This window comes from Flavobacterium sp. NRK F7, from assembly GCF_024054195.1.
Lineage (GTDB): Bacteria > Bacteroidota > Bacteroidia > Flavobacteriales > Flavobacteriaceae > Flavobacterium.
Map to the genome: position 1 here is coordinate 1,628,786 of NZ_JAMXLB010000001.1, position 15,652 is coordinate 1,644,437.

Sequence of the window (15,652 nt, forward strand, 5' to 3'; positions counted from 1 at the left end):
TTAATTTTTTTTATATATTTGATAAGCAGATAGTTGAAGTTTGATTTAAAAAGTGTCCCATATCTTAACCATACTTATTCCTTAAAAATATTTAGGGCAATAAAAAGGGAATAAGTTTATAGATTTTTAGACGAGACTATTTAAATAGATGCTAATTTAGGCTGTTAACCAAATAACGAGACCAAGATTATCATTGTGGTTAGATAATTCACTTTTATTAAGGCTCCTTTTGGAGCCTTATTTATTAAAACCTTATTGCCATTCCCATACCAATCTTTCCCCCATTATATGTTGGAACAATAACACCGCTTAATTTATCTGAATCTTTAAATATGTGCCTTTTTATGATTGGATGTAGCCAATAAGCAATTTTGGTGCTTAGAATACCTATTCCTGCTCCAGCAGAAACATCAGTAAGCCAATGTCTATTATTATACATTCTAAACAAGCCTGTTCCTGTCGCAACAACATATCCAGTTATTCCATACCAAACAGAAACATCTTTATATTCCTGATATAAAAATTCAGCACCCATAAACGCAGTAGCAGTATGTCCTGAAGGAAATGAATTATTTGAAGTTCCATCTGGTCTCATTTCATTTCCAGTCATCTTTACTAGGTTAACTGTTCCACCCATAATTAGATAAGAAGTGGCTAAAATTATGGTTCTATCTTTAAAATTATTTTTGCCTTTAATGCCTGCAGCATTAAGAGCATAAACTGAAACAAAAGGCAGATATTGTGAAAAATCATCAATAGTTATTTTTTCATCAATATGTTCTCCAAGTTCATTTTTTGTGTCGGAATTTAAGTCTTTAATAGAATGACTCTCCAAACCTACAAAACCAAACCCAATTAACACTGAAGGAATTATTAAAGCATCATATTTAAACTTTACATTCTTGTTTTTTGGAATTGTATCATTTTGATTTATTTGAGCATTAATAAAGAGGTTAAAGAATAAGAGTATAAATAAGACTGTTTTTTTCACTGAATTTCTATTAAATATATTGATTTTTAAATAGCCAAAACTAATTGATCGTAACTGATTATTTTCTCAAATATAAATTATTTCATTTTTAAATGCAATACGTATTTATACGTATTTTTAGCTGTCTTTTGTACGTATTTATACGTATAATACTAATAAAATGTAAAGAATAGGAGGTGGTATTTATATTGTTGAATCTACTATTTATATTCAAGATTTAAAAAATAAAATGTAATGTTTTCGTTTTCTTTCCAAGTTTTATAAGTTTCAAAAGTATGTTTATTGTATTTATCCATTGCTTCATGCCAAATAAATACTACAATGAAATCATTTCCATTTGGGATTTCTAGTCGCTCATTAAAATATTCATTTAATTTTTCTAAATCAGGTAGATTTTTTTGATATCGTTTTTTTAAATTATTTACATCTCCTTTTCCACATTCGCTAATTAACACATCAAGATTGTGTTTTAGTAATTTGCCTGAATGATCAATAATTAAAAACTTGGGTAACTCAAACCCTTTTTTATCCTCAAAGGCTTGAATAAAATTATCGAAAGCAGCTTTATTTTTAAAAGTTAATTCTGAGATTGATTCTTTTTTAATTTCATATTTGGCTAGGTAGGTTTCATCTTTAGTTTGACTAAAACAAATAAAGGATAAACTCATAAATAGAAGTAAAGCAAAGGATTTCATATTCTAATTTTTTATATACTATTCATTATTCCGTCTAATACATTAGATTTTTTATTACAATTGTGACATTCTATATCGCCTTTAAAATAAGGAACTAATGGTTTTAAAGAATTTATATTTATAGTTTTAATTGGTTTTTCAAGCCATTCAAGATTTATATTAGATGTATTTAAATCGATTTTTAATTTTTTCTGATTTTTGTTAGTAACTGGATCTTGACTATATGCATTTAAAATACCTTCTTCATTCCATAAAAAAGTTTCCTCTTCGCAATTTGGACAAACAAAAATATATTCGTCATTTGAACTAAATGTTTTAAATATATCAGCTTCTTTATGCCTCTTTTCTGTAACCAAAAATGATATTAAATAAAATCTCTTAGACTCCTCATCTAAAACATTAGTGTTTTGTAAATTATGAATTACTAACTTTTTAAATGTCTCTATTGAGTTCATGAATGCCGATTGGATTCTATTTTTTTCATTTTCATCCAGACTATTATCTTGAAATATTTGTTTTAAATAGGAATCGTTGTCAAGATCTATTAAGACCACTCCAAGAGACGCTATGACATCGAGGTTAAATTCAAGATTATTCGAACTTTCAATTATTTTTAGTAAATGAGGAACTGTGGCAAGTGTGTTTTCATATACTGAACCTTGATGGTATACATATTCCCATATAATTTCATCTGCAATTTTTTTATCAAGTGTTTTGGAAAGTTGGAGTAGTAGTTGTGGTATCTCTTCAGAGTTGCCAAACGGACTACTCAATTTCTTCCAAATCTCAACTTCTTCTAATCCTATCATTTTAAATTAATAGTTATTATAATCTAGTTATAATTAGGTTACTTTTATTCCCTTTTGTTTAGTGTCCAAATAATTGCTTTTTCCTTTGTAGCTCTAAAAATTGTCGTATGTTTTTCTTTTGGTTCGTCAGAAAATTTCCATTTCAAGTTTACTATGTTTGTAGCTTTAAAAATGTCAGCCAGTTCTTTGGTGAATGGTGCAATATCTTCTGCGTTTGAACCTGCAAACCATATACGCTTTTCAGTTGGTGGAAATTTTGCTAAATGCTCTTTTGCAGTTCTTACTAAATAATGGTTGTTCCACCACAAAGAAGGGTCAAAAGCAATGTAATTGTCAAACATTTCAGGTGTTAAAAAAAACGTTTCCATTACAAAAAGTCCCGATGCAGATTCTCCAATAATACTTTTTTCAGATGTTACTCTGTATCTTTTCTCAATTTCAGGAAAAAGTTCTTCTTTAATGAATGCTCTAAATTTTTCTGAACCACCCACAATTGGTGCGATTTCTTTATCTTTTTCTACTTCCGTAAAACCTGTCAAATCTCTTCTTCTTTGTGTGTTTTCAATTCCTACAAGAAGTAACGGTTTAATTTTTTTCTCTTTTATCAGTTTAGCCAAAGTATTTGCAATATGTGGAAAGTCTTCATTTATTCCACCATCTGCCATATACATTACAGGTAACGAATCTGTATTTGTTTTGTAATTTTTGGGTGTCCAAACATTGATTATTCTTTCTTCTCCAACCTGTTTAGATTGAATTTTAAAAGTTTCATGTTCTGGTATTGGGTCGTTTGGTTGTGATGCATTGGAACAACTTGAAAGTGTTACAAGTATAAAAAATAAGTTGTAATAAATGAATTTCATGTTTTTTGTTTTATCTGTTACTGTTTTGAACGCTTTTGTTTTAAGCTGAAGTTGAACTTAGGTTGATATATCTTAAAGTAGCACCAGTCTAACAAATGTAAATACATAAGAAGTTTATTATTCCTCAAATATAATCTTTTCATTTTTGGATTGCAATACGTTTTTAATTAGGCACGGATTGCAAATCCGCCTTTACTTTATATTTTAAATAATTACCACATTTATAGATTTAATTTTGATTCAGTATTTGAATGTTTATTTATCCACTTTTCTATTTCAATAAGAACTTTAAGGTAATTGCTAATAAATTCTGCAAAAGATATATCTTTTGCAGGTTTATACCAATCTTTTAAATCTTTAAAGTTTTTAGCATTTTTATTTATAGATAGTTTAACATATTCATTTTGATAATCAAGTTTATTTTCAACACCTTCAAAGTATATTATTGATAAAAATTCTAGCCTTTCCACTATTTCTTTTGGCATGAATGGATTTGTTTTAAATCTCATAATTTCATCAAGATAATTTTGTATTTCTAATGCTTCAAAAATAACTTTAGATTGAATATTGAAATATTGATTGTTTAAAAATCTATTTATTTCAATTCTATCAACAGAAATATTACCAAGAAATCTTGACTCTTTTTCAAAATTTCTATAACTTATTTGAATTCTTGTATTTTTTAAAGTTAACAGCAATTGTAAAACAATATCTAGTTTTTTCTCAAAAATAAGTTTTCTGTAATTATATCTATCATAAAGTAAAAGAGCTATTACTAATGTTACAAAAGAACTTGTTATTAAAGCAACATCTTTAATAGCATTATTATTAAAATAGCTTTGATTTATCAATAAAGATATTATTATTAAGTATATTATAGTCGATATTATAAGTTTATATTTCATAGTTTAATTTTAGATTTCTTTAAAAAAATATCTATTATTTTTCAGTGCTCACTTCAATATTTGATAATCCCTGATTTCATAAACAGGTAATCCGCAACTATGAATTTTGTTTTACGCTAAAATACAATACATGCTTGCTTTTTAAATACAGTTTACAGTAATGATTTTTAATTAATTTTACTTGTTTTTTATCATAGAATTCGTAATCGGGAAATTCTTGACCAAGTCATTTGCTTTAACCACTGTTTTCATACGTTGCTATTTTTCATTTAAGAAAAATTCTTGTATTTCGATAATCCAATTCGGTATTGCATATTCTTCTTTTTCTAGTTCCTTTATATAACTATTAGCAAAATCATATTTATTGTTATCTGAATCAAAAAAAGCTAATAAATTTTTATATAAGCTAGGTGCCAAATCCATTGCAAAATAAGAAGGAATTTCTTGTTTGTCTTCTTCCAGATTAACAAAATCTAATAATTCAGGATAATATTCCTTATATAATTTCAAAGTATTGTTAAAGGCTTTGCCATTTAAAGAATCTTCAATTTCAGTAGGTGGTGCTTTTGGGTTTGAACTAATATTGATAAGTTTTGTGTCATTATTAATATTAACCAATCTTTTTACTAAAACATTTTTTGTATTTGTTGATTCAAATTCTACTAATTCAGAGTCGGTATCACAAATAAATGCTATTTTCCCATTTAAGTCTTTTTTAAATTCATCAATAGAAACACTTAAATGTTCATATATACGTTTTATTTCATTAGCACCACCTACAGGAATAATTCTCAGTCTGTTATAAACTTTTAATTCATGAAAATAAAAGTCGAAATATATTTTTTCTGAGCTACCTTCACAAATTATCCAATTGAAAGGTTCTTCATCAAGTATTGAAGAGACAATCGATTGGATAAAATCATTTAAACTTTTAAGTCTTAAATCATATGGAAGTTTCCCTTTTGATGTTCTGTTCTGTTGTTTTATAGCTTCTCTATAATTTTCTAAACTTACTAAATCAAAAAGATGGTCACCATCTTTTTTTGTTATTGCAGTTACACTACATTTTTCTATTATTGGCAAAAAACCATACCAATGAGTTGAGAATAAAAATTGATGTGTTGATTCTGCAATTTCATACATTTTCATAAAATGGTCAAAACATGCAGAAATATGTAGTGAACTTTCAGGTTCATCTACTGCAATAATTAGGTTATCACTATTATCTCTATGATTTTTTATTAAGTTATGTGTAACTTCTATAATTGCTTTTTGCTTTTCTCCACTACTTAAGTCTCCAATTTCAAGCCAATTGTCTCCTTGCTTTTTATGTAGTTTTCGAATGTTGAAAAAAGCTTCTATTATTAAATTATATATGTCAGTTTTTCTTAAGTTTTGTTGTCTGTCTGTTGGTGTTCGAAATGAATAATCTTCTAATTCATGTGATAATCCACCTAAAAAATCATTAAGACTTTTATTAATCTCAGTAATTTGTTTATTTGGGACTCTTTCTTCTAAAACTTGTAATAGGGTTTCGCCCATTAAAGCTTGAATTTCTTTAGTTTCAAGTTTTGTAAATGTTGTTGGATCAATATCTTTTGGAATGTAAATATATTGGTAAAGAGCCTTAATTTCTAAAAATAATGGCTTCAAAATATTTAGTTCAGTTTCATCTAATGTAGTTTTTTCATGATCTAATTCAGGAAATAATGTTCTAGTAATTATGTTTGAATTGAAAAAACTAATATTAACATTTAAATTGTAATCAACACCTAACGGTAATAAGTAATATTCATCAATATTAAAATTTTGAATTAAAGCTGTTCTTTGGTTTGTAAATTCTTTAAAATGAGGTCTATTAATATTTGCAATTTCAGTTTCTGGGATATTCCAAATTACATTACTATATGTTTCAGCTATTTCAGAATTTACAGTTATTTTTGATTTATGAATTAAAAAAATAGGTACTATAGAAGGATTAGTAACAATGAGTCCACTTCTTTTTGTTGTTACATTTAAATTCCATGTTTTATCATTAAACAAACAGTCAAAAGCTTCTAAAACAGTACTTTTACCAATTCCATTATTACCGACTAAACCACAGAATTTATCTTTTGATGTAATAGGAATATAATTAATTCCTTGATATGTTTTTATGTATTTTAATATTACTCCTATTATCATTTATATAGTATGTTTTTAATGTTAGAATACTTATTCGAGGTAATGTGTCTGCTAATTTGTGTATAAGTATGAAATCGTTATGCCTATACACAAATTTTAGATGAGTCTAGTAAAATGTGTTTTTTAACTTTTTTTCTTCCTTTCAAATCTAACCTATTTTATTTAACTCTGCAATACGTATAAATACGTATTTTTACCTATATTATGTACGTATTTATACGTATATTTTAACAAAATCTATATTTTTTATGTAAACATTTTAACAAATAAATTCTTTTACTTTGTTGGTGTTTGTTTCTTGTTTTTACGAATTAAGTACTTTTATGGTATAATTAATTTAAAAACATTTTATTATGAAAAAATTGGACACTTTTCAGTCTCAAAAGTTAATCAACAAACATTTAAAAACAGTTAAAGGCGGTGAAGATTCAACAGTTATTGATGAATCTTTAAATGAGGACGGTACACCAAGAACAAAAGATGGTACTATCGTTCCTCCAAGAAATTAGAAATCTATGAAAGAAAGATCATTTGGAACCATTTTAGTGATCCTATCTGCATTAATAACATATACTGATAAATTAGGAATTGAATTGGATTATAATTTTGAATACAATTCTACCACTAATTTTATTTATGCATTTACCACAACCTTGTCTCCAATTATCCTAGCAATTGGTGCTAATTTCAAACCTTTAAGATCTAGTTATATTTTTCCAATTTTTGTCTATTCTGCAAACCTTTTTTGGGTGTTAAGCTCAGATAAAGATGACATGGGTTATTCCTGGTACTATGCAGCAGCAGTTTGTATCAGTTTTGTTGTATTTATCATTTTTGTAGATCGATTTATCAAAAAGGAAAATTATTATAAAAACAAGGTGAATGTTCTTGAAGCTTTACTTGATTTAAAAATTGCAATTCACAAAGATGAAAAATAAAAACATCAATGCTGAATTGTCGATTTTACACTCTTTAACTCTTAGTACAATAAGAGATTTAAAGGATGGTGTTATATCTAAAATTGAAGCGGATAAAATATTTTTTGAAATTAAAAACAAACTAGATGAATTGGACTCTAAGAGACCAAATGATTTTCTAGATGACTTTATTACTAAGATTGAATTTTAAATGGAAAAGGCTGTTGTAAAACAGCTTTTTTTATATAGGTTGTTACCTACAGTACTTTTCTTTTTATGCGAAAAGTTTGTCAAAAAAAGCACTATGTCTGTTTTGGGCTATATCTAATAATTTTCTAAACGTCATAACTTCAATATGCATATTCAATTCAGACTGAATTTTGTAATAAGTCCCAAATGGCGTTTTCTTCCATCCTTTTCCTTCGTTAAATTTCGCTAAAAGTGGTGGAATTACGTCTAAAACTATGAATCCAAATTTTGGAGTATTTTCCGTTATTATTACGTGATTTCCTTTATAATTTTTTTTGTCTTGTTTGTAAAGAAATTCATCAAAATAGGGTTCCACTAAATCAGAGAATTGCCATCTATAATCTCCTTTGCTTTTCTGATGAGCAATTTCTCCTGGACGCTTAAACTCAAAAATCACCATTGAATTGACTTCTCCTGCACTTCTATTTCCAAAACTAATTGGATTATCAAACATTCCAGGATTATCAGTCAAAAGTAAATCAGGTTCTTTACTACTTTTCTTTTGTGAAAATGATGTTATTGATTTATCTGAAGCGATAAACTTATAATTAATAAACCTTTCGTCCAATAACCATAGATTATGGTTCTCGTATGAGGTTTGGTCATTGGTTAAACCCATTGGAAAAATTATGTTGTGAACATCTTCCTCAAGTTTATATCTACCTTCTTCATCAGCATCTAAAAATTTCTCGAACAATTGGATTATTGCTTTACGTCTTGTCATATAATCTGCTAAACTGTCAATGTCGTATGCAGTTTTTTCTCTTATATCATCTTTTATTTTCTCAATTGATTCTTCACTAATGTGTTTTTCTGAAATGAATTTTTCAATATGATTTTCAACTTTTTTACGTGCCGAATATGAAATCCTATATAGATGTTCCTCAAGTTTATCTTCTGAAAGATTTGGTGGAATAGAATCTAAAATTGCAGGATTTTTTAAAAAACTCCTGTATCTAGGTGCATTGTCAATTATGTAATTTTCTATTTGCTTTTGACTTTTAATTTTAGAGTCTTTTACAAATTGATCATATTCATCTTCTAAAACTTCTGTTAGTTTTTCTTCAATATCTTGAAATGTAACCTGTTCTGAATTGTTAAAAAGTAGATTTTCGTTTTCTTTTGGAATATTAAACCCGTTTCTAGCGCTAAACGCTTTTTGATTTAAAAATTCCGACACTACATATACATCTAAAAAATATAAACTACCGTTTTTAGAAATTGGATAATTGAATAGGCTATTGAAATTTTTAATGTTTTTTGGATTACCAACTACTCGTGAATTAGCACAATAATAAACGTAATTGTTCTTTCTGTTTCCTTCTTTTGGCGTTTTAGTAATGTAAATTTTAAAAGGATGATTTTTTACAGTAAATGTTCTTTCTTTTTCTTTTGAAACTCTTGCAAAAAGGTCATTTATATATTCTGCTTCTCTGCCTTCTTCATCATAAACGACAATACTTGGTAAGGAATCATTGAGATAATAAATTAAACAATGTTCCATAATTTTTTCTGATATCTGAATTAATGATAAAGAAGATTTTTCTTTAATAATTTCATTAAAGCAATTACTTAATTCAACAGTTGTTTTTGATTCTTGTTTGTCAGAAATCTCGGATTTTATTGGTTTGAGTTCGTCATTTGAGTTAAATTCAAATTCTCTATAATGCCAACCTCCATTTTCAAAATAGTTACTTTTTACTTTTAAATTTTCAAATGCGGCTAAAACTGTAAATCTACCAATGCCTTTACAGCCGAATTCTTTATTTATTTTTGAGAAAGGTGTTTCAAATGATTTGTAATTCTTCTCGTTGAATCCAATTCCATTATCAGTAATGACAATGCTATCAATAGTTCTTATATTTTCGAAGTTTGCTTGTTTTGGTGAACTACCACGAATGATTTTTACTTGAATATTTTTTTCATCATTTGGTTTGTCCGATTGTTGCAAGCTAATAACAGAATTTACTATACATTCCATCATTGGTAATAGAACATCATCAGCTGTTAAATCAACAGTTTCAACAATATTTTCAACAGGTACAATCATTATTTATAGTTCTTTTTTCAGTATTGTGGGCAACGTTTTTTCGCTACAAGAAGTGGTGTAAACAAATACCAAACCATAACAAATATAAACTTATTTTAGAAAATTCGGAAAATTTTAGGAATAACACTGAACTAGCTATTACTTGTAACCATTGTTAACAGTAGTTTTTTTTATTTTCGCAATCATATTCGCAAAGAAAATTTTTTCTATATCTTTTAAGTTCGGTAATTCTTTGTCCTCAACTAAATAATCAAAAATTGAATTACAGTAAAAATTTAAATATTCTCCAAACTCAAAATCAGAGCGATTAGATGCGTTGATTAACATTCCATTTGCTAATAATATTGAGTTCCGAAGAATATTATTTTTTTTGAATTCAACCATTCTTTCGTTTTTCACTATTCTTAAAGCGTCCCAATATCCTTCATCAGCTCTTGGATGAACGAAAGATGAACCTAAATCATAGCCTAAACTGTATAGAAAAGAAAAGTCAATTTCCTTTGCAAAGTTTTCTATTTTGGGCTCAATCCATTGGTTTTTTTCCTTTTTCAGAGCTTGATATTTTTTTACTTGTTCTTTGCTATCAACTAAATATTCTTTGGTTTTTGGACTGTTAAATTCCGAGTTACTTCTCATTTTATTCCTCGACTCAAATGTTTTAATAAAAGACCAATCTTTAAATGCCTGATAAGAATTGGTTTTATGTAAATATTCAAGATAAAAATATCTTTCGATTAAAAGTCTGTATAGAGCCATTGCTTCTCCTTCTTGTTCTTCTTTTAATAAAAGAGAAATGCTGTTAATCAGAGAATGTGATTTAGCTATAAAATTTCTTAAGATTTGATTTTTTGTATCTAAACTACTCTGGTCAAATGTCAAAATAACAAATTTGGTGAACCGTTTATAAGATTCAGTTAACTCTAAAAGTTCATTATTTTTTTCATTTGTCATCGGTTTTGTCAAATTACTGGTAACTAGTATATTTGCGCTACAACTAGCACCAATCAACCCCATTTTGGGAGTATATACGAAGTTTTTTTTTTTATATTTCTAAATTAATCTTTAGACAGATTTCTCGGGTAAATCCTTTTTTGTCGAATCGCTTATCGATTGTTTGATATCGTTTCTTAGTGTAATGTGGTGAATTTCTTTTACCATTTTAAACAACATATCCTCATTTTCATTTTCCGAATTACTTTTTTCTAATCGTTCTACTTTTTCTTTATAGAATGCAATTAAATCATCACGTAATTGTAATTCTTTAGCGAATTGCTCATTACCACCTGTATTTACATCGTTTAACGTTGTATCTTTTTTAGTGATTTTACCACCATCATTTTCTTCTAAAGATGTATTTATGAAAGCATCAATTGAGATTTCAAAGTAATCGCAAATTTTTTGAATTGTTTCAATTTTAGGTTGCGCTTTTTTAGAAATATATGTGTTAATAGTTCCTCTTTTTAGGTCAAAAATAGAACCTAAATCATCTTGAGAACCTCTCATTTTTGTAACTAAATAAGAAATATTTTCAGAAATATAGTTTTTCATGTAAAAAATACGATTATTTAAAATTCTGATTATCAATTACTTAAAAATATTAACGTATTTTTTATGATATTTTTATCGTAAAAAATGCGATGTATCAAAAAATATACGTAATATTGTCGTATCAAAATACGAAAAAATAATGACTGTAGCAGATTTTAAAAAAGAGAGGGATGAGAAAATTAAATCTCGTTATGAGGAACTGAAAAAGATTACTGGAAGAGGGAATGAGGCTCTTTCAGTAACTGCTACGGAGTTTGGTTTAAGCGTTCATGCAATAGATAAAATTATTTATCCTAGAACCAAAACTAAAACTGTGCCAAACGAGGAAGAAGTAGAAATAAATACTATAAATGATAAACACAACCCATAAATGAACCTTAAATCACAACACTTGAAAATTGTAGTTTGTCCATGGTCAATGTGGTTTAAATGGTTTAACTATAGGATTAATGCGGTAACATTAATCCGTGATCAACTAAATGGGTTGTGTTTTTTTTAAAACTAAATAAAATGATAAACGTTTCAAAAAGAAATAAAATGCTTAATGAGAACAGCATTTTAAGAAATGATTTTGAGAATGAGATTTTAATTTCAATCTTTTTAAATCAATTCAAAAACCTTCAATTGTCATACAAGCAAATCATTAATGTTGTTAATGAATGCAATTTTGAAATGTATTTGCGAAATTATTTAGTAACACATATTCATATCATCAAGAAGATGGAAGAATTTCCAAGTTTATTAAGTTTACAAAACTTGCAGTATATCCATCAACAATCGCTTGGCAAATATATAAGTCAATTGGATTTTGATATACTTCCATATGCTCGGCTATTTGCATATGAAGTTCCGTCCTAAGTGAATTTAATAAATCATTAAAAGTTATTAAATCATCGTAAGATAATGTGTTGTTTTCCTCAGTATATGAGGTTGAAATTTTAAGATAAAACGTGATTTTGTTGTAGATGTTTTCACAATCAAAAAGGAATGAATACTGATTTTTCATAAAATAAAAGCCCTTATAGGCGCGGTTAAATGGTTAAAAAATGTTTGAAATCGTAATCGTTAATTACAAGTATAAGGGCTGTTTTAAGAATAGAAATAAAAATGAAGTAAGCTAAAAGCTTAACAATATTGATTTAATGCTATATAAACACAACCCTAAAGAGTAGGCATTGCAAACTCTCTAAAGGTAAGTTCATTACCTATTTTGTAATAAAATGCTATTAAAATCGAGATACTGGTCTTTTCATAGTGTAACTGGTATTTGTGGTTAAATGGTTTTAAAAAAGGATTAATACTGTCAATATTAATCTTTTGAATTACAAATATATGGGTTGTGTTTTTAATAAAGAAGTAATAATTAGAAAATGTACGCAGAAACTGTATATACCGTCTTTAATTCGCTCTCACAAGTTGAGAAAGAGCGATTTATAGATATTATACAGCAAGAAATTAAAGCGTTGCAACAACCTAGTAAACCAAAAAAGGAAAAGAAATCAAGAGTAAAAAGTAAAGAAGAATATATGGATATCGCTTTGCAACTTATGAGTAGTAGAAAACGAAATGCCAATAAAAAATGAGAGTGGATACCACTCCACTCTCAACCATTTAACCACACCATGAACGGTGCAGATTGTTAAGCCACCACAGCTTAACGGTCCAAAATTAAGTAAAAATTATGATAAATAATAAATTAATAGAAGCAACAGCTGCTTTTAAAAAATTGGACAAAGTAGCACAAGCCATTTACCGCAAAAAACAAATGATGGATAACGTTAAACGTGAGTTTCAAGTAGCCAATACCATTGGTTTAGAAAGCTACTTACAAAAGTATAATCCTGATGCCTTCAGGAAAAACGTAATTACAGAGCTACTCTCGACCATTTAACCAATTTTAAAAATACCACTTCACGTTACAAAACGTGTGAATCCTTGACGTTGAGAGCGAATGCGGGTTAACATCGCTCTCTTCTGAAAGGTTAAAATTTAAAACTTATGAAGAAAATTGTAATCATTAACGGTGTTAATACTATCACTTTGAAATTTGATAAACACGAAATTAAAAAGTTTATAATTGGTTTGAATAACTGCTTATTTAACCCTCATGAATATTCCAAAATTGTATATGAATACAAAGGAATAGTTCTTTTGTTTACCTCTGAATACCTAAGACAATCAATTATTTCAATTCCTAGAGAGTACCTAGAGTCTAATTTACATCAATTAATTTTAAAAAAGTAAATAATTATGAGTAATTCAAAAATCATTCAGCATTTAAACGAAAAAGAAGCGCGCTACACCACAGCTATTGAAAGCTTGCAAGAACTTTTAGAAAAAGACAACGAAATTGATGCTGTAAGACATGTAAGTCTGTACCTCAAAGAACAACGAAAAGAGGTTCAAAAAAATCAATTCAAACAAGCTTATAACATTCAGGTCCAGGAACCCGAAATTTTATAAACCATTTAACCATTTAAACCACACGTACCATGAAATTTTCACCACTTAAAAGCATACTATACTACATAGTATTTCTACTTGTACTATTCCTTTATTTTTGGATAACAGGAAAATCTAACGAAGCCACTCTCAAAGAAGATATTGATTCATTTGTAACCTGTTTAGCAGTGTTTGCCATAATTGTTTTTAGCGCTAGCATCTATATCAAATTAGAAAATAAAAATTGATATGAGATCCTCCAATCAAAATAGCAATCCAATGAAAGTTGGAGAGTTATTTCATATCAATGTTTTTGGTAAAATAACTCCTGTAACGCAAAATAACGTTCCCGTTAACGTCATACAACGTGACGTTATCGAAACGTTTAAAGACGTTAAACCCACGTTAGAAAAAAAGAAAATCTACGTTGCTTCTGCGTTTAACGAACGACCGTTAAAAGCAATTTGGCCCATTATAGAGAGCGAATCCTTTGCAGCCACTATGGATAAGTTCCGAGTGTTTGTAGATGCAATCAATGCAAAACGTAAAATTGAAAATGAATCCATAGACAAATACAACGAAAGCTGCAAAGCCATACAACTTGATCAAATACAAGAAACGTTTAAACGTGTTTTTGTAAAGAAATTCAAAAGCTATTCCGCTTCCTTCTATAACGAAGAAGTGGATAAGCTTTTCGCTGAAAAAGGCATACAGTTACCTAAAAAGAAGCTGCACATTATTAAGTATGCTACCGAACTTGTTTTCCAAAACATTCTACACGAATACGCACAGCAATTAAAACAACATACTAAAGTAATCCAAGATTTAGGTATTACCCAAGAAAGACCGTTAAAGATGCTCGAGATTAACTCCGTTAAGATAGCGCAGTTGGAACGAAATGGTGTGAAGAGTATTCCAGTAACCAATGAAACGATTAAGAACCACAGAAAGCATTTAATTGATGCAGGTGTATTTTTTGATTATACTTTTTGTGGCCACAAAAGAGGTGTAAAAGTGCATATCAACCCCGAAATTTTGGTCGTTTTAGACCTCAAAACCGAAAAATTAACCACCCTTGAAAATCAATGCGTTACAACGAGAACCGCTAAAAGTTTTTGCAATACCAAAGAGATTACTGTAACAAAAGTAAATAATAATAACATAAAAGAGAATGTTGATAACAATTCTCTGGAGAAAGGAACGGCTTCGCCTGATACTTCATTTGCTTTTTACAATAACACCACTTCACAGTTAGAAAATAAACAAACTAGGGCGGCCGCGAAAACTGTTAAAGTTTCGGAAAATCTCGAAAAATTAATCGAAACCAAGATTGAATTTTGTAATAATTTAACGAAAGGCAACTACAACAACTGGGTTCCTATTGATATCCGAACGATGTATTTGGAATCCAAAGAAGGAACCATCACTCGAGAAGAGTTTAGAGAACTCGAAATCCAAGAAATTTTAAAAAGCTTGGCCAAGTTGTACAAAAATAACAAGCCTTATTTTGGTTCCTGGCTTAAAGCGTACGATTTATTGCTCAGCAAAGAATTTTTAAATCCTAACGGTCATTTGTATCACAAAGATTTGATGGTCGATAAACTGCAAGAATACCGTTGGAGAATCAACCATGCCAACAAATGGTTTGCCAAAACAGGAGTGCGACCATTATTTCCACATGAATACCTAGATCCAACGAGAACCACAGCAAAAGAAATTGGTTTTGTGTATACCAAAAAGGCTTTTTTAAAGCATAAAAAAGACATTCAGGAACGTATTAGCAACGAAAGCGTCATCATTTTAAACGCAAAGAAACGTAAAGAACGAATCAATTTTGCTAAGAAATTCGATTTAGTGATCAGTCGCTTTATGAATAACCGACTCTCGTTAAACGATACGTTTGATTACATCAAAAACAATCTTCCTGAACAATACCGATTAAAATTTACAGAGAAATTATTGAATTATTCACCAAAGAAAATTAAAACCATTTAACCAC

At 28.4% G+C, this 15,652-nt stretch carries 19 protein-coding genes; 10 read left to right on the top strand and 9 right to left on the bottom strand.

Features of this window, described 5'->3' with window-relative positions; translation table 11 throughout:
• Positions 1–244: 244 nt before the first annotated feature.
• The 6 genes from NHF47_RS06980 to NHF47_RS07005 form a co-directional block, all read right to left on the bottom strand.
• A complete protein-coding gene (locus tag NHF47_RS06980; RefSeq protein WP_252764247.1) occupies positions 245–991 on the bottom strand; it encodes a phosphatase PAP2 family protein in 747 nt (248 codons plus the stop codon).
• Between the two features lie 200 nt (positions 992–1,191).
• Positions 1,192–1,686, bottom strand: a complete 495-nt coding sequence (locus NHF47_RS06985) for a hypothetical protein (protein ID WP_252764248.1) — start codon at positions 1,684–1,686, stop codon at positions 1,192–1,194.
• An 11-nt stretch (positions 1,687–1,697) separates the two neighbouring features.
• Positions 1,698–2,495 carry a hypothetical protein gene (locus NHF47_RS06990; protein ID WP_252764249.1) on the bottom strand — a complete coding sequence of 266 codons (798 nt, stop codon included), beginning with the start codon at positions 2,493–2,495 and terminating at the stop codon, positions 1,698–1,700.
• 44 nt (positions 2,496–2,539) lie between these two features.
• Positions 2,540–3,358, bottom strand: coding sequence for an alpha/beta hydrolase (locus NHF47_RS06995; RefSeq protein WP_252764250.1), 819 nt, complete (start codon positions 3,356–3,358; stop codon positions 2,540–2,542).
• A 221-nt stretch (positions 3,359–3,579) separates the two neighbouring features.
• Complete coding sequence (locus NHF47_RS07000; RefSeq protein ID WP_252764251.1) at positions 3,580–4,263, bottom strand: hypothetical protein; 684 nt, start codon at positions 4,261–4,263, stop codon at positions 3,580–3,582.
• A gap of 258 nt (positions 4,264–4,521) precedes the next feature.
• The gene (locus NHF47_RS07005; RefSeq protein WP_252764252.1) at positions 4,522–6,447 is read right to left on the bottom strand and encodes an AAA family ATPase; all 1,926 of its coding nucleotides are present in this window, start codon (positions 6,445–6,447) and stop codon (positions 4,522–4,524) included.
• Positions 6,448–6,800: 353 nt separating this feature from the next.
• On the opposite strand from NHF47_RS07005, the gene NHF47_RS07010 reads away from it, so the two are divergent.
• From NHF47_RS07010 to NHF47_RS07020, 3 genes are read left to right on the top strand one after another with little or no spacing between them, the layout of a single operon-like run.
• Positions 6,801–6,956, top strand: a complete 156-nt coding sequence (locus NHF47_RS07010; protein ID WP_252764253.1) for a hypothetical protein — start codon at positions 6,801–6,803, stop codon at positions 6,954–6,956.
• Positions 6,957–6,962: 6 nt separating this feature from the next.
• Positions 6,963–7,385, top strand: coding sequence for a hypothetical protein (locus NHF47_RS07015; protein ID WP_252764254.1), 423 nt, complete (start codon positions 6,963–6,965; stop codon positions 7,383–7,385).
• Positions 7,375–7,575, top strand: a complete 201-nt coding sequence (locus NHF47_RS07020; protein WP_252764255.1) for a hypothetical protein — start codon at positions 7,375–7,377, stop codon at positions 7,573–7,575. The genes NHF47_RS07015 and NHF47_RS07020 overlap by 11 nt, the downstream gene beginning before the upstream one ends.
• Before the next feature lie 63 nt (positions 7,576–7,638).
• On the opposite strand, the gene NHF47_RS07025 is transcribed toward NHF47_RS07020, so the two are convergent.
• From NHF47_RS07025 to NHF47_RS07035, 3 genes are all read right to left on the bottom strand, one after another.
• Positions 7,639–9,663 carry a hypothetical protein gene (locus NHF47_RS07025; protein WP_252764256.1) on the bottom strand — a complete coding sequence of 675 codons (2,025 nt, stop codon included), beginning with the start codon at positions 9,661–9,663 and terminating at the stop codon, positions 7,639–7,641.
• Positions 9,664–9,801: 138 nt separating this feature from the next.
• A complete protein-coding gene (locus NHF47_RS07030) occupies positions 9,802–10,677 on the bottom strand; it encodes a DUF5677 domain-containing protein (protein WP_252764257.1) in 876 nt (291 codons plus the stop codon).
• Between the two features lie 48 nt (positions 10,678–10,725).
• Complete coding sequence (locus NHF47_RS07035) at positions 10,726–11,211, bottom strand: helix-turn-helix domain-containing protein (RefSeq protein ID WP_252764258.1); 486 nt, start codon at positions 11,209–11,211, stop codon at positions 10,726–10,728.
• A gap of 139 nt (positions 11,212–11,350) precedes the next feature.
• Here NHF47_RS07035 and NHF47_RS07040 point away from each other — a divergent pair, with 139 nt between their 5' ends.
• The 7 genes from NHF47_RS07040 (at position 11,351) to NHF47_RS07070 (ending at position 15,648) form a co-directional block, all read left to right on the top strand.
• Positions 11,351–11,581: a hypothetical protein gene (locus tag NHF47_RS07040; protein ID WP_252764259.1), complete on the top strand. Its 231-nt coding sequence runs from the start codon at positions 11,351–11,353 to the stop codon at positions 11,579–11,581.
• A 140-nt stretch (positions 11,582–11,721) separates the two neighbouring features.
• Positions 11,722–12,069 carry a hypothetical protein gene (locus tag NHF47_RS07045; RefSeq protein WP_252764260.1) on the top strand — a complete coding sequence of 116 codons (348 nt, stop codon included), beginning with the start codon at positions 11,722–11,724 and terminating at the stop codon, positions 12,067–12,069.
• Between the two features lie 512 nt (positions 12,070–12,581).
• Positions 12,582–12,794 (top strand): hypothetical protein, encoded by a 213-nt coding sequence (locus NHF47_RS07050; protein ID WP_252764261.1) that lies wholly within the window; start codon positions 12,582–12,584, stop codon positions 12,792–12,794.
• A gap of 98 nt (positions 12,795–12,892) precedes the next feature.
• Positions 12,893–13,102 (top strand): hypothetical protein, encoded by a 210-nt coding sequence (locus tag NHF47_RS07055; RefSeq protein ID WP_252764262.1) that lies wholly within the window; start codon positions 12,893–12,895, stop codon positions 13,100–13,102.
• A 107-nt stretch (positions 13,103–13,209) separates the two neighbouring features.
• Entirely contained in the window at positions 13,210–13,455 is a 246-nt protein-coding gene (locus NHF47_RS07060) for a hypothetical protein (protein WP_252764263.1), read from the top strand.
• A gap of 6 nt (positions 13,456–13,461) precedes the next feature.
• Positions 13,462–13,674, top strand: coding sequence for a hypothetical protein (locus tag NHF47_RS07065; RefSeq protein ID WP_252764264.1), 213 nt, complete (start codon positions 13,462–13,464; stop codon positions 13,672–13,674).
• 228 nt (positions 13,675–13,902) lie between these two features.
• A complete protein-coding gene (locus NHF47_RS07070; protein WP_252764265.1) occupies positions 13,903–15,648 on the top strand; it encodes a hypothetical protein in 1,746 nt (581 codons plus the stop codon).
• Positions 15,649–15,652: the final 4 nt, after the last annotated feature.